A 20,345-nucleotide genomic window follows, 5' to 3' on the forward strand; every position below is an offset into this window, starting at 1 on the left:
TGCATTTGCCACGGTGCGGGTGATTGTGGTTATCAACCTGGCTTATGCGCACCGCATGTGCGACCGTCACCGCTCCCGCGGGCCGTCCCGGGCGGCGGACTCCCCGACCGGGCGTCCGTGGGCGCGCTGTCGGTGCTCGCCGCTACGGTTTCCCGCATGGCTGCCCGTACGAAGACTTCCAAGGACCGGCCGTCCTACCGCTGCACGGAATGCGGATGGACGACCGCCAAGTGGCTCGGCCGCTGCCCCGAGTGCCAGGCGTGGGGCACGGTGGAGGAGCAAGGGGCGCCCGCGGTCCGCACGACCGCCGCCGGCCGGGTCACCAACGCCGCCGTGCCCATCGGCCAGGTGGACGGCCGCCAGGCGGCGGCCCGCACGACCGGCGTCGACGAGTTGGACCGGGTCCTCGGCGGGGGGCTGGTGCCGGGCGCCGTCGTGCTCCTCGCGGGTGAGCCGGGCGTCGGGAAGTCCACGCTCCTGCTCGACGTGGCGGCGAAGGCGGCCGGGGACGACCACCGCACGCTCTACGTCACGGGCGAGGAGTCCGCGAGCCAGGTGCGGCTGCGCGCCGACCGGATCGGCGCGCTGCACGACCACCTGTACCTCGCGGCCGAGACCGACCTCTCCGCCGTCCTCGGGCACCTCGACGCGGTCAAGCCCTCCCTGCTGGTCCTGGACTCCGTCCAGACGGTGGCCTCCCCCGAGATCGACGGCGCCCCCGGCGGGATGGCACAGGTCCGGGAGGTCGCGGGAGCGCTGATCCGCGCCTCCAAGGAGCGGGGCATGTCCACGCTGCTGGTGGGCCACGTCACCAAGGACGGCGCGATCGCCGGTCCCCGACTGCTGGAGCATCTCGTCGACGTCGTGCTCCACTTCGAGGGCGACCGGCACGCGCGACTGCGCCTCGTGCGGGGCGTCAAGAACCGGTACGGGGCCACGGACGAGGTCGGCTGCTTCGAACTGCACGACGAGGGCATCACCGGACTCGCCGACCCCAGTGGGCTGTTCCTCACCCGGCGCGACGAGCCCGTACCGGGCACCTGCCTCACGGTGACGCTGGAGGGCCGCCGCCCCCTGGTCGCCGAGGTGCAGGCGCTGACCGTCGACTCGCAGATCCCCTCACCCCGGCGCACCACCTCCGGGCTGGAGACCTCCCGGGTGTCGATGATGCTGGCCGTGCTCGAGCAGCGGGGCAGGATCAGCGCCCTGGGCAAAAGGGACATCTACAGCGCGACGGTCGGCGGTGTGAGGCTCTCCGAGCCCGCGGCGGACCTCGCGGTCGCCCTGGCACTGGCCTCCGCAGCGAGTGACACCCCACTGCCGAAGAACCTGGTGGCGATCGGCGAGGTGGGGCTCGCGGGCGAGGTGAGGCGCGTCACCGGCGTCCAGCGCCGGCTGGCCGAGGCGCACCGCCTGGGCTTCACGCACGCACTGGTCCCGTCCGATCCGGGCAGGGTTCCGCCTGGTATGAAGGTCACGGAAGTCGCCGACATGGGGGACGCGCTGAGAGTGCTCCCGCGCGGGCGTAGGGCAGAGGCCCCACGGGCGGACGACGCGCGCCGGTAGACTTTGCCCTGGTCTCGCCCGCCCGTACGAGCCGGAGGAGTGCAGTGGCAGCCAACGACCGGGGCTCAGCACCCGGAAAGTCCGGCGGAGGCCCCGGGGGATCCGGCACGGACGCGCTGATGCGCGCCTCGCTCAGCGCGGTCGCCCCGGGCACCGCCCTGCGTGACGGTCTCGAGCGCATTCTTCGGGGCAACACGGGCGGCCTCATCGTCCTGGGAATGGACAAATCGGTCGAATCCATGTGCACGGGCGGCTTCGTGCTGGACGTCGAGTTCACGGCCACGCGACTGCGCGAACTGTGCAAGCTCGACGGCGCGCTGATCCTCGACAAGGACATCACCAAGATCCACCGAGCCGGTGTGCAGCTCGTCCCCGACGCGTCGATCCCGACCGAGGAGACCGGCACCCGGCACCGGACCGCGGACCGCGTCTCCAAGCAGTGCGGCTTCCCCGTCGTCTCCGTCTCCCAGTCGATGCGCCTCATCGCGCTCTACGTGGACGGCGAGCGGCGGGTCCTGGAGGAGTCCGCGGCGATCCTGTCCCGCGCGAACCAGGCGCTGGCCACCCTCGAGCGCTACAAGCTCCGGCTGGACGAGGTCGCCGGCACGCTCTCGGCCCTGGAGATCGAGGACCTGGTGACGGTGCGGGACGTCACGGCGGTCGCACAGCGGCTGGAGATGGTGCGCCGTATCGCCACGGAGATCGAGCAGTACGTGGTGGAGCTCGGCACCGACGGCCGGCTCCTCGCGCTCCAGCTCGACGAGTTGATCGCCGGCGTGGAACCGGAGCGCGGGCTCGTCATCCGCGACTACGTCCCGGAACCGACCGCCAAGCGCTCCCGCACGGTCGACGAGGCGCTCGCCGAGCTCAACGACCTGACCCACGCCGAACTGCTGGAACTGCCCATCGTGGCGCGCGCCCTGGGGTACAGCGGCTCGCCCGAGACGCTCGACTCCGCGGTGTCCCCACGCGGTTACCGGCTGCTGGCCAAGGTGCCCAGGCTGCCCGGCGCGATCATCGAGCGGCTCGTCGAGCACTTCGGCGGCCTCCAGAAGCTCCTGGCGGCCAGCGTCGACGACCTCCAGACGGTCGACGGCGTCGGAGAGGCCCGAGCCCGCAGCGTCCGTGAGGGGCTGTCACGCCTCGCCGAGTCGTCCATCCTGGAGCGCTACGTCTGACGGCCCGGCGGGCATGGCCACGACCGGCGGACGGCGAGCCAGGGACAGCGGCCGCACGCAGCCCCGCCGTTCCCGCTACGCCGGACCGGCCCTCGCCCGGCCGGGGATCGCTCCGGCCCCGCTCCGGCCGGAACCGGCCCGGACCGACGAACTGCCGGCCCCGGCCGGGGCCGACGACACCCGGCGACGGTCCGCCGGGCCCGGCCCTCCCGGATGCGCCCAGCCCCAGGGCTGTCCCGCGGTCCCCGGGCGGGCGCGCGAGGATCGCGGGACGGCCCTCAGTCCTTCTCCAGCCGGAACGACGCCGGAGCCACCGACGCGCCCGGGAACGCGGCTTCCAGCAGATACGAGCCGGGGGCCGCGGGAGCGGCCGGCGGGGTCGCGCACTGCGGGGCGCTCCTGCGCCGGTCCCAGTCCACGGTGTGGGTCACGGTCCGGCCCGCGGGGACCTTCAGAAGCAGGGAACCGCCCGCGGTCGGGCAGTCCTTCGAGGACCACACCTTGTCGTTCTCGCCGTCGTTGATGGCGGACACGGTCAACACCGCCTTCCTGGGGCCGAGGTCGGCCTTGCAGGTCACGGACGAGGTGTTGTGCACGGCGAGTTCGAACCGGGGACGCTCTCCGGGGGCGTAGGCGGGCTTGACGCTGCGCACCGTCAACTCGACCGCGCCCGGGGCGCAGTCGGGCAGTGAGGAACCTGCCGGGACCTGCTCGGCCGGGCCGGATCCGCCGCCGTTCGCCGCGCCGCCGTTCGCGGCACCGCCCGCCCCCGGGTCGCCGTTCTTGCCGTCGCCGCCGGGGTCCGTACCCGTGCCCGTGTCACCGCCGGTGCCTTCACCGGTGCCGCCCGACTCGTCGCGGCCGCCCGGCTGTTCACTGATCGCGGGGCCCGAACCGCTGGGGCCGGGCGTGATGGAGGGCGCCGGCCCGGCGCCGCCCGGCTTGCCGTCGTCGCCCGTCCGGCCGCCGGGGTCACCGGAGCTGACGGCCCAGGCGATCAGCAGTGCGAGCAGCGCGAGCAGCAACAGCGCGACCGCCCTCCGTCGCCAGTAGATGGAGGAGGGAAGGGGCCCGACCGGATTGCGCAGAGATCCCACGTACCGAACTGTACGAGAGATCGGCGGGCAACTCCGGTTCCACCCGCCGCTCCTGGTTCCCGAATGTACCGATCATCATCATGCGCCCCTGATTCCGGGCGCCTTGAAGTGCTCGGCCGGGCGGCGAGGGGAGACACGGGCCCGACCGCCGGCCCCGGTTCGCCGCCGCGACGGCCGTGTGCGCAGCGACCCGCCCGGCCCGCCGTCGGGCGAGAGGCGTCCCTGCCGCGCCGTCGCCGGGACCGCGCGCGTCACCGGTGCCGTGCCCGGGCGACGGGCGACGGGCGACGGGCGACGGGCGACGGGCGACGGGCGACCTACCGTAGCCGAGCGCCCCCTCGGCGACCGCCGGGACGGCGACCGGCCGCCCTCGTGCCCGTACGTCCGGGGACCGCCCGGCTCGCCGTTCCCGCGGCCTTCTCGTGGCCTGCTCCCGCGTCCTCGTCGGGTTCGCCACCCGCACGCCGTGGCCGCGGCCCGCTGCCGGGTGCGCCGGCCGTGGTCGTGGAGCTGAGTGCGGCCGCCGTCCTCGCCGGGCGCCTCCGTCGGCCGCTGGTCCGACGGCGGTCCCGCCGGCAGGGACGCTCGCACCCCGCGCCTCGCGGCCCCACGCCCGGCACCTCACACCTCACGCCCCACGCCCCGGTCGGGAAATACACCGATCTGGACGCGGCCGTGTACTCCGACCCGGACCCCGTCACGGGCCGCCCGGAGCGCATACACCGCGTCCGGCGCTGAACATGCCAGGATCGGAGGTGCCATGACTGCGACCGAGATGCCCTCCTCCGTGACCGACGTCCCCTCCGACCCGGACGGTGTGCCAGGCGCCGCCGAGGCCGCCGCCGACCTCCACGCCCCCGTTCTCGACTGGTTCGACCAGCACGCCCGTGACCTGCCCTGGCGCCGCCCCGAGGCAGGTGCGTGGGGGGTGATGGTCAGCGAGTTCATGCTGCAACAGACCCCCGTCAACCGGGTCCTCCCGGTGTACGAGCAGTGGCTGGCCCGCTGGCCACGACCCGCGGACCTGGCCGCCGAGGCCCCCGGCGAGGCCGTGCGCGCCTGGGGCCGCCTGGGCTACCCCCGCCGGGCGCTGCGGCTGCACGGAGCCGCGGTCGCGATAACGGAACGGCACGGCGGGGACGTACCCAGCGAGCACGCCCAGCTGCTCGCGCTGCCCGGCATCGGCGAGTACACGGCCGCCGCCGTGGCGTCGTTCGCTTACGGGCAGCGTCACCCGGTCCTGGACACCAACGTCCGTCGGGTGTTCGCCCGCGCGGTCGCCGGGGTCCAGTACCCGCCGAACGCGACGACCGCGGCCGAACGCCGGCTGGCCCGCGCGTTGTTGCCGGACGACGAGCGGAGGGCGGCCCGCTGGGCCGCGGCCTCCATGGAACTGGGCGCGCTCGTCTGCACCGCGCGCAACGAGGACTGCGGGCGGTGCCCGGTCGCCGGGGTGTGCGTCTGGCGCCTCGCCGGGAAACCTGCGCACGACGGACCGCCACGCCGCGGCCAGACCTACGCCGGCACGGACCGTCAGGTGCGCGGCAAGCTCCTCGCGGTGCTCCGGGAGGCCGTGCGGCCGGTGCCCCGCGCCGTGCTCGACCGGGTCTGGGACGAACCCGTCCAGCGGGCCCGCGCCCTGGACGGCCTGGTCTCGGACGGATTGGTCGAACCCCTGGAGAATGATCGGTTCCGGTTGCCGCTGACCTGAGAATCGGTGGCCAGCCCCGCCTGTTACACAACCGATGGATGGCCGTGCGTCCTCCGACGGCTTCTCCGCACAGCCTCGTGACAACTGCTCCGTAGCTTCTTGTGGCGTAAGCGAGACCACGGGAACACACGGCTTGTCACGGGGCTGGAACGGGGAACGGAGGCGGTTGGAATGGCGCACGCAGAGGTGCTCGAGTTCGAGGAGTACGTCCGCACGCGGCAGGAGGCGCTGCTGCGCAGCGCACGACGGCTCGTCCCCGACCCGGTCGACGCCCAGGACCTGCTGCAGACCGCGCTGGTGCGGACCTACGGCCGGTGGGACGGCATAGCCGACAAGTCCCTCGCCGACGCCTATCTGCGCCGCGTCATGATCAACACCCGTACGGAATGGTGGCGGGCCCGCAAGCTGGAGGAGGTCCCCACCGAGCAGCTGCCGGACGCCAGCGTCGAGGACGTCACCGAGCAGCACGCGGACCGGGCCCTGCTCATGGACGTCCTGAAGGTGCTCGCGCCCAAGCAGCGCAGCGTGGTCGTGCTGCGGCACTGGGAGCAGATGAGCACCGAGGAGACGGCCGCCGCGCTCGGCATGTCGACGGGTACCGTGAAGAGCACGCTGCACCGGGCGCTCGCCAGACTCCGCCAGGAGCTGGAGAGCCGTGAGCTGCACGCCCGGACCATGGAGCGTTCGGATCACAACCAGTCGCACGCACGGCGTGAGGAACGGGGGCAGGAGCGTTGCGCGGCCTGATCAGAGGGGCCGGGCCCGGGGACGGGACCGGCCCGCGGGGCGGTCCCCCCTTCGGACGGCTCCCGGGCCCGTGGGCGGCGAGTGGCACGGCGATGGCCGGCCTCGCCGCCTTCGGCCTGCTCGCGGCGGGATGCTCCACCGGCGGCATGGGTACCCGCGACGAGGGTCCGGCGCGTACGGACCCGGTGGCGCAGTCGCCGTCGACGACGGCACCGACCACCACGGCCTCTCCGGTGAAGAAGGTCGACGCGATCGCGCTGCTCAAGAGCGACCCCAACGTCAGCAAGCGGGTCAAGGCCGACCTCCGGCCGTGCGCTGCCGACGCCTACGCGATCGACACCTCTTACGGGAGCCTCACGGACAACGCGACGGCGCCGGACGTGGTGGTGAACCTGATGACGTGCGGGGATGCCGTGGGGATCGGTACGTACGTGTACCGGGCGACGGACGGGACGTACGAGAATGTCTTCGCGAAGGAGGAGCCCGCCGTCTACGCGACGATCGACCGCGGGGACCTCGTCGTCACCCAGCAGGTCTACGCGAAGGACGACCCGGTCACGTACCCCTCAGGCGAGATCGTGACCACCTACCGCTGGTCGGGGAACAAGTTCACCGAGCACGACCGGGTGCAGAACGAGTACAGCCGGGTCGTCGGCGGTGAGGAAGAGCCGCCGCCGACCCTGGTGCCGAACGAGAACTGACCCGTGCGCCCGGAGCCGGCCGTGCCGCCGCCGGACGGCGTGCTCGGCACCGCCGGTACCCGCCGAGCAGTGCCGGGAACTGCGGACAGCCGCGGACGACGACCGAGAGACGAGAGCCGAGAGAGCTGAGGGATGGCCGAGACACATGTGCTGTTCGTCGAGGACGACGACGTCATCCGTGAGGCCACCCAGCTGGCGCTGGAGCGCGACGGCTTCACGGTGACCGCCATGCCGGACGGGCTGGCCGGGCTCGAGGCGTTCCGCGCGGACAGGCCCGACATCGCGCTGCTCGACGTGATGCTGCCCGGTCTCGACGGGGTCAGCCTGTGCCGCAGGATCCGGGACGAGTCGACCGTGCCCGTGATCATGCTGTCGGCACGGGCGGACTCGATCGACGTGGTGCTCGGTCTGGAGGCCGGTGCCGACGACTACGTCACGAAGCCGTTCGACGGTGCCGTGCTGGTCGCCCGGATCCGTGCCGTGCTGCGCCGCTTCGGCCACGCGGGCGGGGTCGCGGGCGACTCCGGCGAGCCGGGCCGGCCGGGCGAGCGCGGATTGCTGGTCTTCGGCGACCTGGAGGTCGACACGGAGGGCATGGAGGTGCGCCGCGACGGCCGTCCGGTCGGTCTCACGCCCACGGAGATGCGGCTGCTGCTGGAGTTCTCCTCCGCGCCGGGCACTGTGCTCTCGCGCGACAAGCTGCTGGAGCGCGTCTGGGACTACGGCTGGGGCGGGGACACCCGCGTCGTCGACGTCCATGTGCAGCGGCTCCGCACGAAGATCGGGCAGGACCGGATCGAAACGGTCCGCGGCTTCGGCTACAAGCTCAAGGCATGAGGAGACCGGCCCTGCGCACCGGCGTCCGCTGGAAGATCAGCATCGCGATCGCCGCGGTGGGTGCGCTGATCGCGTTCGCGCTGAGCCTGGTCGTGCACAACGCCGCCAGGGTGTCGATGCTCGAGACGTCGCGCGATCTGCAGATGAGCCGGCTGCTCTTCGCCCAGCGGATCTACGAGACCACGAAGCCGAGGACCGAGCCGAAGCTCGGCTCCAAGCTCAACGACCCGGAACTGCCGCGGCCGCTGCGCGGCCTGCTCGCCGACGGGCGGATGGCCACCTATGTACAGGGGGAGGGCCCGGCGCCCGACATCTGGGCGGCCGTGCCGCTCGGCAACGGCGACGTGCTGTCCCTGCACAGCCGGATACCCGACCGCAGCGCCGGCATCATGAAGGACCTCGACCGCGCCCTCGTGATCGGTTCGGTGTCGGTCGTCTTCGGCGGCTGTGCGCTGGGCGTGCTCATCGGCGGACAGCTCTCGCGCCGCCTGCGGAAGGCCGCCGCCGCGGCGGGCAAGGTGGCCCAGGGCAACACGGACGTACGGGTCAGGGAGGCCGTCGGCGGCGTCGTGCGGGACGAGACCGACGAGCTGGCGCGGGCGGTCGACGCGCTGACCGACGCGCTCAACGAACGCATCGAGGCCGAACGCCGGGTCACCGCCGACATCGCACACGAGCTGCGCACACCGGTCACCGGGCTGCTGACGGCGGCGGAGCTGCTGCCGCCGGGCCGCCCCACCGAGCTGGTGCGGGACCGGGCACGGGCCCTGCGCACCCTGGTCGAGGACGTACTGGAGGTGGCGCGGCTGGACGGGGCGTCGGAGCGGGCCGAGCTCCAGGAGATCGCGCTGGGCGAGTTCGTCAGCCGCCGGGTCGCCGTGCTCGACCCCGAGGTCGGGATCAGCGTCGTGCACGAGTCGTGGGTCAGTACGGACCCGAGGCGACTCGAGCGGATCCTGCTGAATCTGCTGACCAACGCGGCCAGGTACGGAAGACCGCCGATCGAGGTCACGGTCGAGGGCCGGGTGGTGCGGATCCGCGACCACGGTCCCGGCTTCCCGGAGGCGCTGCTGCGCGAGGGGCCGAGCCGCTTCCGCACCGGCGCGAGCGACCGCGCTGGAACGGGCCACGGCCTCGGCCTCACCATCGCCGCGGGCCAGGCACGGGTCCTCGGCGCCCGGCTGACCTTCCGCAACGCTGCCCCGGAGGGCGTCGCGTCGCCGGGCGCCGCCGCAGGTGCGATCGCCGTCCTCTGGCTGCCGGAGCATGCGCCGACGAACACGGGAAGCTTCCGCAGACCGACGTTCCCGGACTGAACGCCTCCCGGCGGAACGCCTCCGCGCCGCCCCCTCCGGGCACACCGGTCCGGCCGGCCGTCCCGTTGGGCCGCGGCCGCGGCGGGCGAACGAGCGGGCGGACGGCCCGCTGTGCACCCGGTCCGCGCTCCCCGGTGCCCGGCGGTGCGCCCGGCGCCCCCGAGCAACCTCGCGACCGCACGGGAGCAGGCCCGCCCGACGCCGTGCACCGGGTGGGCCGTCGCGCGCCGCGCCCCGGTCAGACCGCCTCGGCGACCTTCGCGCCGCCCTCGGGAGCGCCGGCCGGGTCGTCCTCCGTCCGGGCCGGGCCGGCGCCCTTCAGCGGCACCTCCTTGACCAGGAACGCCGCCAGGAAGCCGATCACCGCGATCGCGGAACCGAGCAGGAACGCGGAGTGCGTACCGGAGGCCACCGCGAACTGGTAGGCCTCCCGCACCTGCTCCGGCAGTTTCGCCAGACTCGCGGCGTCGAGCTGTGCCGACTGCTGGGTCGCCACCGACCCGCCCCTTGCCGCCATCTCGTCCTGGACCCGGGAGGTGAAGAGGGCACCCATGATCGCGACACCGAAGGAGGAGCCGAGCGTGCGGAAGAGGGTGGTCGCCGAGGAGGCGACGCCCATGTCCTTCATCTCGACGCTGTTCTGCGCCACCAGCATCGTGATCTGCATGAGGAAGCCCATGCCGGCTCCGAGGACCGCCATGGAGAGGCCCGAGGTGAGCCGTGAGGTGCCGGTGTCCATCTGCGAGAGCAGGAAGAGGCCGACGACCATCAGTGCGCCGCCGATGATCGGGAAGATCTTGTACTTGCCGCTGTTGGTGGTGATCCGGCCCGCGATGAGCGAGACGACCATCATCGACAGCAGCATCGGCAGGAGCAGCAGCCCCGAGTTGGTGGCGGATGCGCCCTGCACGGACTGCTGGAACAGCGGCAGGAAGAGCACGGCGCCGAACATCACGAAGCCGGTCAGGAATCCGATCACCGACATCAGGGTGAAGTTGCGGCTCCGGAAGATGTGGAGCGGCATGATCGGTTCCGCCACCTTGGTCTCCACGACGACGAAGCCGACCAGGGCGACGGCACCGACCGCGATGAGGTCCATGATCACTGCCGAGTCCCAGGCGTACTCCGTGCCTCCCCAGGCGGTGACGAGCACGATCGCGGTGATGCCGACCGTGAGCAGGGCCGCCCCGAGGTAGTCGACCCGGACCTTGGCCGTCCGGTCGGGCTTCGGCAGATGCAGCACGACGCCGAGCATCGCGAGGGCGACCGCGCCGAGCGGCAGATTGATGTAGAAGCTCCAGCGCCAGCCCCAGTGGTCGGTGATGGTGCCGCCGACCAGCGGCCCGCCGATCATGGCGAGGGCCATCACGCCCGCCATCATGCCCTGGTACCTGCCGCGCTCCCGGGGCGGTATGAGATCGCCGATGATCGCCATCACTCCGACCATGAGACCGCCTGCGCCCAGGCCCTGGACGGCTCGGAAGCCGATCAGCTGGCCCATGTCCTGGGCCATCCCGCTGAGGGCCGAGCCGATCAGGAAGACGACGATCGAGGTGAGGAAGACGCCCTTGCGGCCGTACATGTCGCCGAGCTTGCCCCAGATGGGGGTGGAGGCGGCCGTGGCCAGGGTGTACGCGGTGACCACCCAGGACAGGTGGGCGAGGCCGCCGAGTTCGCCGACGATCGTCGGCATGGCGGTCCCGATGATCATGTTGTCGAGCATCGCGAGAAGCATCGCGATCATGAGCGCGAGCAGGACGACGCGGACGCTGCGCGACCGCGGCTCGGCGGACGCGCCGTCCGCCGAGCCGCCCGCCCCGGCGGTTGCGGGCCCGCCGGACCCCGCTTCCCCATGTGCTGCCTGTGCCGCCACCCGTCCCACTCCCCTGTGCACTTACTTGCCGCCCGGCTAGTTCACTACACTGGGGAAGGTAGACCCGGAACTAGCCGGTCGTCAAGTAAGTATCCGCCCCAGGAGAGCTCCCATGGCCAGAGGCAACACCCGCCAGCGCATCCAGGACGTCGCCCTGGAGCTCTTCGCCGAGCAGGGCTACGAGAAGACGTCGCTGCGCGAGATCGCCGAGCGGCTCGACGTGACGAAGGCGGCGCTCTACTACCACTTCAAGACCAAGGAAGACATCGTCATCAGCCTGTTCCAGGACCTGACGCGCCCCATCGACGAGCTCATCGCCTGGGCCGAGGGGCAGCCGCACACCCTGGAGACCAAGCAGGAGATCCTGCGCCGCTACCAGGAGGCGCTCGTCGGGGCCCACCCGCTCTTCCGCTTCATGCAGGAGAACCAGGCGACCGTGCGCGAGCTGAGCATCGGCGAGACCTTCAAGGAGCGCATGATCACCATGACCCGGCTGATCCAGGAGCCGGGCCTGGCCCTGACCGACCGGGTGCGTTGCGTCAGCGCGCTGTTCACGATGCACGCCGGGATGTTCTTCATGCAGAACGTCGATGGCGACCCCGAGGAGAAGCGTGAAGCCGTCCTCGAGGTCGCCATCGACCTGGTGTCGCAGGCCCATCACGGCCCGCGGGAGTGAGCCCGGGAGTGAGCCGTCGCGACGATCGTCAGATGGTGACGCCCTGGGCGCGCAGGAAGTTCGCCGGGTTCAGGGCCGAGCCGTAGTTCGGGGTCGTACGGATCTCGAAGTGCAGGTGCGGGCCGGACGAGTTGCCGGTGTTGCCGGACAGGGCTATGAGCTTGCCGGCGTTCACGTTCTGGCCGACGTGCACGTTGATCTTCGACAGGTGGGCGTACTGCGAGTACTTGCCGTTGCCGTGCTTGATCACGATGGCGTTGCCGTACGCGGAACCGTCACCGCCGCCGTTCGGGCCGGCCTTGACGACGACGCCACCGCTGGCGGCCTTCACCGGGGTGCCGACCGGAACGGCGAAGTCCTGGCCGGAGTGCTTGTGGGACCACATGGCGCCGCCCTGGTTGAAGCTGGCGGTCAGGGTGTAGCCCGAGACCGGCTTGACCCAGGCGTTGGCCTTGGCCTTCTTCGCCGCGGGCTTCGCCTCGGCGGCGGCCGGGGCGTTCTTCGCCGTGTCGGCGGACGCGACACCGGCACCGGCTCCGACGACCATCGCGGCGCCGAGTCCGGCGGCCACGACGGCACCACGGGTACGGAGCGCGGACGAACGGAAACGGGTGAGGGTGATGCGCTTCGACATGCGGGGAGAACCTCCGGGCTGTGGGGCAGGAAGCGACCCGATGCCTGAGCACCGGGGCGACACCTTGGTAACCCGCATCCCCAAGCCGACTCAAACACCCCATCTACGACATCTCGTCGTAGGTTCGCACCTGTGAGCGGGGCCCTTGACGTCGGCGACTCCCTCGTCCGCCATTGTCCGAAATCTACGGACGAAGAATGGTTTATTAGCACGTGGGGGCTGCACAGATGCGTTGTCCGGTCCGGACCGCAGCCACGCAGGGCCCATGCGCCCGGCGACCCCGCCCCGTACGGCCCGGGGAGCCCGGTGCGCGGCCCCGCAACCCCACTAAGCCGCCTAGTAGGCTCGGAAACGCCTGTGCGCCTTGTCACGGCCGGTGGGACCAAGGACCTTCCGTTTCGGGACCAAAGTCCCGTCGGCCGGAGGCGCTGGCGGACTTCGGGCAGGGCGCCCGGAAGGCCCTCTTTGAGGGGATATACACCTCTGGTCATGGGAGAGAGCCCGATGGAGCCCGCACTGATCGGCACCCGCCTCGCATCGGCGGTGCTCTCCCCCCTCGTCCGCCGCCTCCTGGTGCAGGAGGGCAGCGGCGCCGCACTCACCGACCGCCCCGTGCGGCTCGCGGGCCTGGTCTCGTTCCGGGGCGAGAAGCGCACCCTCACCGAGCGGGACGTCCGCAGGCTCGCGGGCACCCTCGTCCGGGAGTCGCTGACACGGCCCGGCGAGCCGCCGTTCCCCGGCGACGAGGCCGAAGCCGTCGCCGACGCCCTGTCCCGGTGCCTGCTCGCCCTCGGCGAGCTGGAGATGGACGACGTCCAGGCCGTCCGCCACGGCCATCGCGAACTCGCCCGGCGACTGCGCACCACCCCCGCGGCACGGCGCGCGGCCGGGGGCCTGTCCGCGGACGCCGCCCTCTACCTCGACTCGATCACCGAGTGGGCCTGCCTCCACATCCTGCAGTTCTTCACCCAGCGGTCGTCCTTCGTCGCCCGCACCCTCGTCGAGCAGAGCCGCACCCAGGCCGAGCTGATCGCGAAACTGGACGAGCTGATCCTGCGAGTGCCCCGTACGGACGCCGGTGACGCGGCGTTCGAGCGCCGCTACCTCCCGTACGTCGCGCGGAGGCACGGGCACCTCACGATCTACGGCATCGATCTGCACGAGTCACCGGACGAGTGGCCGCTGGACGTGGCCTACCTCTGCCTGGAGGCCTCCGCCCGGACCGGACCGTCCGGGGACTGGCCCGCCGGACCGGCCGCGTTCGGGCCGGCCGCCGGTTCGCAGACCGTCCCGACCGGCGACCGGCCCACCGTGCCGCACGCCCGCCCCGAGCCGACGGACGACGGCGGCCGGTGGCCGCGGAGGACGAGCGGCACCGACGGGCCGGAGGCGGAACCCGTGCCCGCGGACCAGACCCTCGCCACCCACGACCGGGTGCTGCTCCGCGGCGTCGCCGGCTCCGGGAAGACCACCCTCGTCCAGTGGCTGGCCGTGTCCGCGGCCCGGACCGCGGCTGAGGATCCCGACGGGCGGATGGCGCACCTCCGCGACCGCGTCCCCTTCGTGCTGCCCCTGCGCACCCTCACCCGCCACGGCGAGCGGCTGCCCGCACCCGACGCCTTCCTCTCGGCCGTGGGCTGCCCCCTCACCCCGCCCGAGGGCTGGGCCGACCGGGTACTCACCGCCGGCCGCGGGCTGATCCTCGTCGACGGCGTCGACGAGGTCCCCGAGGCCGAGCGAAGCCGCACCCGGCGCTGGCTGCGCGACCTGCTGGGCGCCTACGGCACCGGCAACCGCTGGCTCGTCACCTCCCGCCCCTCCGCCGTCCGCGACGACTGGCTCACCCCCGACGGCTTCACCGACATCACCCTCTCCCCCATGAGCCGCCGCGCGGTCACGGCGTTCGTACAGCGCTGGCACCGGGCTGCGGGCGCCGACGCGCAGGCGTACGAGCAGCCGCTCCGGAACGCCCTCCGCGGCAAGCGGGACCTCGCCGCCCTCGCCACCAACCCCCTGATGTGCGGACTCATCTGCGCGCTCCACCGCGACCGGCGCGGCTTCCTCCCCCGCGGCCGCAAGGCCCTCTACGAGGCGGCGCTCGCGATGCTGCTCACCCGCCGCGACCGGGAACGGGACGTGGACGCACCCTCCGGCGTCGACCTCGCGGAAGCGCCGCAGATCCAGCTGATCCAGCGCCTGGCGTACTGGATGACGCTCAACGGGCGCACGCAGATGGACCGTTCACGGGCGGAGTCGCTGGTCACGGGAGCGATCCCGGCGGTCCCCGAGGCGGCCGCGGCCGGGGACCCCCGGGCCGTCTTCGGTCATCTGCTGCACCGCAGCGGACTGCTGCGTGAATCCTCCCCCGGGGCCGTGGACTTCGTGCACCGCACCTTCCAGGACTTCCTCGCGGCCAAGGCGATCGTGGACGAGTGGCACATCGGCGTTCTCACCCGGCACGCGGCGGACGACCAGTGGGAGGACGTGGTCCGGATGAGCGTGGCCCATGCGCGGCCGCGCGAATGCGCCGAGATCTTCACGGAGTTGCTCGCCGCGGCGGACGCGGCCCCCGACCGCGCCACCCAGCTGCGGATCCTGGTGGTCGCGGCGGCGGCGATGGAACAGGCCACGGAGATCGCGCCCTCCGTCCGCGAGACGCTGCTGAGCCGTACGGCCGAGGCCATCCCTCCGAGGACCGTCGAGGAAGCCCGGGCCCTGTCCGCCGCTGGTCCCCTCGTGCTCGACCTGCTGCCGGCGCCCGAGCACACGGCCGACGACCACGTGGCGCGCATGACGGTCGTCACCGCCTCGCTCGTCGAATCCGAAGCCGCGGTGCCCTTCCTCGCCCGGTACGCCGGACACCCCTCGGTGCGGGTGCGCTCGCAGCTCGTGTGGGCCTGGGACCGTTACGACCACGACGAGTACGCCAGGGACGTGATCGCTGCCGTCGACCCGTCGGGGCTCTACTTCACGGTGCGCAACGTCGAGCAGGCCCGCTCGATCGCCGCCCTCGCCGGCGGCCGCGCGGTGCATTTCCAGGGGGACCTGCCCGGGGAGCTCATCACCGCGACCGTCCGGTCCTGTGCGCCGCCGGCAGTCCGCATCTCCCGGAACCCGCAGCTCACGGATCTCACCTGGCTGAGGGGCGCACCCGCGTCGCCGGAGGACGTCGAGATCGACCGCTGTCCCGCGCTCACCGACCTCTCGGCCGTGGGCCCCCTGACCACGCTCCTCCTCGACGACAGCCAACTGGCCGTCGTGGCGAGGGTGCCGGACACGGAGGGTGTCCAGGTGGAGCTGAGGCGGGCGGTACCGGACCTGCGTCGCATCCCGGAGCTCTTCCCCGGCCTGCTCTCCCTCTCCGTCGTGCACCTGTGGCAGGACGAGCCGGTCGACCTGTCCCCGCTCACGGCCGTGGACGGGCTGCGCCGGATCCTCCTCGTCGGCGACCCCGCCCTGTTCCTGGGGGCGGACGACCTCGCCGCTCGGGTCTCACTGACCGTCAGACCGTCGTGATGACCGAGGCGTTGCGTCACGCCTCCTTCCGACCCAGGGCCCCGTCCGCCATCCTGCTGTGACATGAGCAGACCCGTGATGAGCCCGAACCCACGCGGGCACCTCCGCCGCGACCGCTTCCTCCGCAGTGTCCGCCGCACCCGGACCTGGCCGCTCGCCCTCGGCCTCGTCGCCGCCCTCACCTGGAGCAGCGGCAGCGCGCCCGCCGGGGCAGGACCCTCCGACACCGGACTCAAGGGCGCGATCGACGCCATCCTCGCCGACTCCCGGATGGACGGCGGTGCCGCGAGCGTCGTCGTCGCCGATGCCACCACCGGGGAACGGCTCTACGAACGCGACGCCGGCGACCGGCTGATGCCCGCGTCCAACACGAAACTCGCCACGTCCGCCGCCGCGATGGCGCTGCTCGGCCCCGGCTACCGGTTCCGCACCGAAGTGCTGTCCGCGGGCCGCCGCCACGGCTCGGTCCTGCACGGGGACCTGTACCTCCGCGGCGGGGGCGACCCCACCGCACTCGCCTCCGACTACGAAGGACTCGCCGCCCAGCTGAGGGAGTCGGGCATCCGCAGGGTCACCGGCCGGATCGTCGCCGACGACACCCGGTTCGACACCAGCCGCCTGGGCCGGTCCTGGGCCGCCGACGACGAGTCCTCCTACTACTCCGCCCAGATCTCGCCGCTGACGGTCGCACCCGACACCGACTACGACTCCGGCACCGTCGTCGTGGAGGCGTCCCCCGGCGCCGCCCCAGGCGACAGGCCGAGAGTGAGGCTCACCCCGCCGACCGGCTACGTACGGGTCGACGTCCGGGGCAGCACCGTCCCCGCCGGACAGGCCGACACCCTCGCCGTCGAGCGCGAGCACGGCACCAACACCATCGTGGTCAGCGGGGACATCCCGGTCGGCGGGCCCACCACCAAGGAGTGGGTCACGGTCTGGGAGCCCACCGGCTACGCCGCCGCCGTCTTCGCCGACGCCCTGGCCGAGCAGGGCGTACGCGTCACCGGCGCCCCACGCCTGGGCAGGCCCACTCCACCCGGTGCGAAGGTCCTCGCCACCCACAGCTCCATGCCGCTGAAGGAGCTGATGCTCCCGTTCATGAAGCTGTCGAACAACATGCACGCCGAGACGCTGACCAAGACGATGGGCTACGAGACGTCCGGACGCGGCACCTGGAGCGCGGGCCTCTCGGCCGTCGACGGCTATCTGAAGAAGGAGGGCGTCGAGGCCGGGAAGCTGCGCCAGGTCGACGGCTCCGGGCTGTCACGGATGAACGTCTTCCCGGCCGACCAGCTCGCCCGACTGCTGCTCGCGGTCCGGGACGCGCCCTGGTACGACGAGTGGCACGCGTCCCTGCCCGTCGCCTGCCACCCCGACCGCGCCGTCGGCGGCACGCTCCGCACCCGGATGTGCAACACCCCGGCGGCCCTCGGTGCCCGCGCCAAGACCGGCTCCCTGACCGGCGCCTCGGCGCTCTCCGGATACGTCGACGACTCCGCGGGGCGCGAACTGGTCTTCAGCATCGTGCTCAACAACTATCTCGCGTCCTCCGTGAAGAGCATCGAGGACGCGATCGTGGTGACGCTGGCCGGGTCCGACACGGCCGCCGGCACGATCGCCGCGGCCGCCGTACCGGGTCCGCGGAGCGCCGACCGGAAGGCGCCCGCGGGTCTCGAATGCACCTGGCGGAAACCCGACGTCTGCTGATGCGTCCAGGTCCGGCCCTCGGGAAGGCACGGTCCGGGCGTCGTCGGCCGGCGTCGGTCCACCGCGCGCAAGGCCGCCGCGGCGAAGGCCCGCCGCCCGATCGTGGGGCACCGCAAAGGGGCTGCCCCCGGACCCGAAGGTCCGGGGGCAGCCCCTACTGACGCGTACTCGGAACGCTCAGGCGTCCTTCGACAGGTTCGGCCCGCTGCCGCCGGCCGCCGACTCGATCGGCGGGACGTCCGGCAGAGCCGACTTCTCCTCGCCGCGGAAGGTGAACTTCTTCTCCTCACCCTCGCCCTCGGTGTCGACCACCACGATGTGACCGGGACGCAGCTCACCGAAGAGGATCTTCTCCGAGAGCAGGTCCTCGATCTCCCGCTGGATCGTCCGGCGCAGCGGACGGGCGCCCAGGACCGGGTCGTAGCCCTTCTTCGCCAGCAGGAGCTTGGCCTCCTGGCTGAGCTCGATGCCCATGTCGCGGTCCTTCAGCCGCTCGTCCACCTTGGCGATCATCAGGTCGACGATCTGGATGATGTCGTCCTGGGACAGCTGGTGGAAGACGACCGTGTCGTCGACACGGTTGAGGAACTCCGGCCGGAAGTGCTGCTTCAGCTCGTCGTTGACCTTGGCCTTCATCCGCTCGTAGCCGGTCTTGACGTCACCCTGGGCGGCGAAGCCCAGGTTGAAGCCCTTGGAGATGTCCCGGGTCCCGAGGTTGGTCGTCATGATGATGACCGTGTTCTTGAAGTCCACGACCCGGCCCTGGGAGTCGGTCAGGCGACCGTCCTCCAGGATCTGGAGAAGGGAGTTGAAGATGTCGGGGTGGGCCTTCTCGACCTCGTCGAAGAGGACGACGGAGAACGGCTTCCGGCGCACCTTCTCGGTGAGCTGGCCGCCCTCCTCGTAACCCACGTATCCGGGCGGGGAACCGAAGAGGCGGGAGACCGTGTGCTTCTCGCTGAACTCCGACATGTCGAGGGAGATCAGCGCGTCCTCGTCGCCGAAGAGGAACTCGGCGAGCGTCTTGGACAGTTCGGTCTTACCGACACCGGACGGGCCGGCGAAGATGAACGAACCACCGGGACGCTTCGGGTCCTTCAGTCCGGCGCGGGTACGCCGGATCGCCTGGGACAGCGCCTTGATGGCGTCCTTCTGGCCGATGACGCGCTTGTGGAGCTCGTCCTCCATGCGGAGCAGACGGGAGGACTCCTCCTCCGTCAGCTTGAAGACCGGGATGCCGGTCGCGGTGGCGAGGACCTCGGCGATCAGCTCGCCGTCGACCTCGGCGACGACGTCCATGTCGCCGGCCTTCCACTCCTTCTCCCGCTTGGCCTTCGCCGCCAGCAGCTGCTTCTCCTTGTCGCGGAGCGAGGCTGCCTTCTCGAAGTCCTGGGAGTCGATGGCGGACTCCTTGTCCCGGCGGACACCGGCGATCTTCTCGTCGAACTCGCGGAGGTCCGGCGGCGCGGTCATCCGCCGGATGCGCATCCGGGAACCGGCCTCGTCGATCAGGTCGATCGCCTTGTCCGGCAGGAAGCGGTCCGAGATGTACCGGTCGGCCAGGGTCGCGGCCTGGACCAGCGCCTCGTCCGTGATGGAGACGCGGTGGTGCGCCTCGTAGCGGTCGCGCAGGCCCTTGAGGATCTCGATGGTGTGCGGCAGGGACGGCTCCGCGACCTGGATGGGCTGGAAGCGGCGCTCCAGGGCCGCGTCCTTCTCCAGGTGCTTGCGGTACTCGTCGAGCGTCGTCGCACCGATGGTCTGCAGCTCGCCGCGGGCCAGCATGGGCTTGAGGATGGAGGCGGCGTCGATCGCGCCCTCGGCGGCGCCCGCACCCACCAGGGTGTGGAGCTCGTCGATGAACAGGATGATGTCGCCGCGGGTCCGGATCTCCTTGAGGACCTTCTTCAGACGCTCCTCGAAGTCACCGCGGTAGCGGGAGCCGGCGACCAGCGCGCCGAGGTCGAGGGTGTAGAGGTGCTTGTCCTTGAGGGTCTCGGGCACCTCGCCCTTGACGATGGCCTGCGCCAGTCCCTCGACGACGGCGGTCTTGCCGACGCCGGGCTCGCCGATGAGGACCGGGTTGTTCTTGGTGCGGCGGGACAGCACCTGCATGACCCGCTCGATCTCCTTCTCGCGCCCGATGACCGGGTCGAGCTTGGACTCGCGGGCCGCCTGGGTGAGGTTCCGGCCGAACTGGTCGAGGACGAGGGAGGTCGAGGGCGTGCCCTCGGCCGGACCGCCGGCGGTGGCGGCCTCCTTGCCCTGGTAGCCGGAGAGCAGCTGGATGACCTGCTGCCGCACCCGGTTGAGATCGGCGCCCAGCTTCACGAGGACCTGGGCGGCGACGCCCTCGCCCTCGCGGATCAGGCCGAGCAGGATGTGCTCCGTGCCGATGTAGTTGTGGCCCAGCTGAAGAGCCTCCCGGAGCGACAGCTCCAGGACCTTCTTGGCACGAGGGGTGAAGGGGATGTGCCCGGACGGGGCCTGCTGGCCCTGGCCGATGATCTCCTCCACCTGCTGGCGGACCGCCTCGAGCGAAATCCCGAGGCTCTCCAGGGCCTTAGCGGCGACACCCTCACCCTCGTGGATAAGGCCCAGGAGGATGTGCTCGGTGCCGATGTAGTTGTGGTTGAGCATCCGGGCTTCTTCCTGAGCCAGGACGACAACCCGCCGCGCGCGGTCGGTGAACCTCTCGAACATCGTTAATCGCTCCTCAGAGCGGTCAGTCAGTTAGGGGTCGATCCCCTCCCTGTCCTTCCGCAGCTTAGTCCCGCAAGCGGGGA

Annotated in this window: 14 protein-coding genes; 10 read left to right on the forward strand and 4 right to left on the reverse strand. The window is 71.9% G+C overall.

Going from position 1 to position 20,345, the window contains the following annotated elements:
• Window positions 1-156: 156 nt before the first annotated feature.
• Entirely contained in the window at window positions 157-1,566 is a 1,410-nt protein-coding gene (gene radA, locus AB0J10_RS14595) for a DNA repair protein RadA (RefSeq protein WP_363061431.1), read from the forward strand.
• A gap of 44 nt (window positions 1,567-1,610) precedes the next feature.
• A complete protein-coding gene (disA, locus tag AB0J10_RS14600) occupies window positions 1,611-2,744 on the forward strand; it encodes a DNA integrity scanning diadenylate cyclase DisA (protein WP_269729036.1) in 1,134 nt (377 codons plus the stop codon).
• 278 nt (window positions 2,745-3,022) lie between these two features.
• Here disA and AB0J10_RS14605 read toward each other — a convergent pair whose 3' ends face one another.
• Window positions 3,023-3,841, reverse strand: a complete 819-nt coding sequence (locus AB0J10_RS14605) for a hypothetical protein (RefSeq protein WP_363061434.1) — start codon at window positions 3,839-3,841, stop codon at window positions 3,023-3,025.
• 775 nt (window positions 3,842-4,616) lie between these two features.
• Here AB0J10_RS14605 and AB0J10_RS14610 point away from each other — a divergent pair.
• From AB0J10_RS14610 to cseC, 5 genes are all read left to right on the forward strand, one after another.
• On the forward strand, window positions 4,617-5,552 hold the full coding sequence (locus tag AB0J10_RS14610) for an A/G-specific adenine glycosylase (RefSeq protein ID WP_363061753.1): 936 nt from the start codon (window positions 4,617-4,619) through the stop codon (window positions 5,550-5,552).
• A 171-nt stretch (window positions 5,553-5,723) separates the two neighbouring features.
• The gene (locus AB0J10_RS14615) at window positions 5,724-6,299 is read left to right on the forward strand and encodes a SigE family RNA polymerase sigma factor (protein ID WP_363061436.1); all 576 of its coding nucleotides are present in this window, start codon (window positions 5,724-5,726) and stop codon (window positions 6,297-6,299) included.
• Window positions 6,299-7,000, forward strand: coding sequence for a hypothetical protein (locus AB0J10_RS14620; protein WP_363061755.1), 702 nt, complete (start codon window positions 6,299-6,301; stop codon window positions 6,998-7,000). The genes AB0J10_RS14615 and AB0J10_RS14620 overlap by 1 nt, the downstream gene beginning before the upstream one ends.
• 132 nt (window positions 7,001-7,132) lie before the next feature.
• Complete coding sequence (cseB, locus tag AB0J10_RS14625; protein WP_363061438.1) at window positions 7,133-7,837, forward strand: two-component system response regulator CseB; 705 nt, start codon at window positions 7,133-7,135, stop codon at window positions 7,835-7,837.
• Complete coding sequence (cseC, locus tag AB0J10_RS14630; protein ID WP_363061440.1) at window positions 7,834-9,153, forward strand: two-component system sensor histidine kinase CseC; 1,320 nt, start codon at window positions 7,834-7,836, stop codon at window positions 9,151-9,153. The genes cseB and cseC overlap by 4 nt, the downstream gene beginning before the upstream one ends.
• 238 nt (window positions 9,154-9,391) lie before the next feature.
• Here the strand turns inward: cseC and AB0J10_RS14635 are convergent, their stop codons facing one another.
• Window positions 9,392-10,909: an MDR family MFS transporter gene (locus tag AB0J10_RS14635; RefSeq protein WP_363061757.1), complete on the reverse strand. Its 1,518-nt coding sequence runs from the start codon at window positions 10,907-10,909 to the stop codon at window positions 9,392-9,394.
• Window positions 10,910-11,138: 229 nt separating this feature from the next.
• Here AB0J10_RS14635 and AB0J10_RS14640 point away from each other — a divergent pair, with 229 nt between their 5' ends.
• A complete protein-coding gene (locus AB0J10_RS14640; protein ID WP_363061442.1) occupies window positions 11,139-11,702 on the forward strand; it encodes a helix-turn-helix domain-containing protein in 564 nt (187 codons plus the stop codon).
• A 28-nt stretch (window positions 11,703-11,730) separates the two neighbouring features.
• Here the strand turns inward: AB0J10_RS14640 and AB0J10_RS14645 are convergent, their stop codons facing one another.
• A complete protein-coding gene (locus AB0J10_RS14645) occupies window positions 11,731-12,336 on the reverse strand; it encodes a M23 family metallopeptidase (protein ID WP_363061444.1) in 606 nt (201 codons plus the stop codon).
• Between the two features lie 504 nt (window positions 12,337-12,840).
• On the opposite strand from AB0J10_RS14645, the gene AB0J10_RS14650 reads away from it, so the two are divergent.
• Window positions 12,841-15,852, forward strand: coding sequence for an NACHT domain-containing protein (locus AB0J10_RS14650; RefSeq protein WP_363061759.1), 3,012 nt, complete (start codon window positions 12,841-12,843; stop codon window positions 15,850-15,852).
• 78 nt (window positions 15,853-15,930) lie between these two features.
• Window positions 15,931-17,559: a D-alanyl-D-alanine carboxypeptidase/D-alanyl-D-alanine-endopeptidase gene (dacB, locus tag AB0J10_RS14655; RefSeq protein WP_363061761.1), complete on the forward strand. Its 1,629-nt coding sequence runs from the start codon at window positions 15,931-15,933 to the stop codon at window positions 17,557-17,559.
• Between the two features lie 177 nt (window positions 17,560-17,736).
• On the opposite strand, the gene AB0J10_RS14660 is transcribed toward dacB, so the two are convergent.
• Window positions 17,737-20,262: an ATP-dependent Clp protease ATP-binding subunit gene (locus tag AB0J10_RS14660; protein ID WP_018892500.1), complete on the reverse strand. Its 2,526-nt coding sequence runs from the start codon at window positions 20,260-20,262 to the stop codon at window positions 17,737-17,739.
• Window positions 20,263-20,345 lie beyond the last annotated feature (83 nt).

Origin of the sequence: Streptomyces sp. NPDC049887 (assembly GCF_040656535.1) — a bacterium.
Taxonomy (GTDB): domain Bacteria; phylum Actinomycetota; class Actinomycetes; order Streptomycetales; family Streptomycetaceae; genus Streptomyces.

Coding starts and splice junctions, on each gene's coding strand:
- radA (WP_363061431.1), top strand. CDS start 157: ATGGCTGCCCGTACGAAGACTTCCAAGGACCGGCCGTCCTACCGCTGC.
- AB0J10_RS14610 (WP_363061753.1), top strand. CDS start 4,617: ATGCCCTCCTCCGTGACCGACGTCCCCTCCGACCCGGACGGTGTGCCA.
- AB0J10_RS14615 (WP_363061436.1), top strand. CDS start 5,724: ATGGCGCACGCAGAGGTGCTCGAGTTCGAGGAGTACGTCCGCACGCGG.
- cseB (WP_363061438.1), top strand. CDS start 7,133: ATGGCCGAGACACATGTGCTGTTCGTCGAGGACGACGACGTCATCCGT.
- cseC (WP_363061440.1), top strand. CDS start 7,834: ATGAGGAGACCGGCCCTGCGCACCGGCGTCCGCTGGAAGATCAGCATC.
- AB0J10_RS14640 (WP_363061442.1), top strand. CDS start 11,139: ATGGCCAGAGGCAACACCCGCCAGCGCATCCAGGACGTCGCCCTGGAG.
- AB0J10_RS14645 (WP_363061444.1), bottom strand. CDS start 12,336: ATGTCGAAGCGCATCACCCTCACCCGTTTCCGTTCGTCCGCGCTCCGT.
- AB0J10_RS14650 (WP_363061759.1), top strand. CDS start 12,841: ATGGAGCCCGCACTGATCGGCACCCGCCTCGCATCGGCGGTGCTCTCC.
- dacB (WP_363061761.1), top strand. CDS start 15,931: ATGAGCCCGAACCCACGCGGGCACCTCCGCCGCGACCGCTTCCTCCGC.
- AB0J10_RS14660 (WP_018892500.1), bottom strand. CDS start 20,262: ATGTTCGAGAGGTTCACCGACCGCGCGCGGCGGGTTGTCGTCCTGGCT.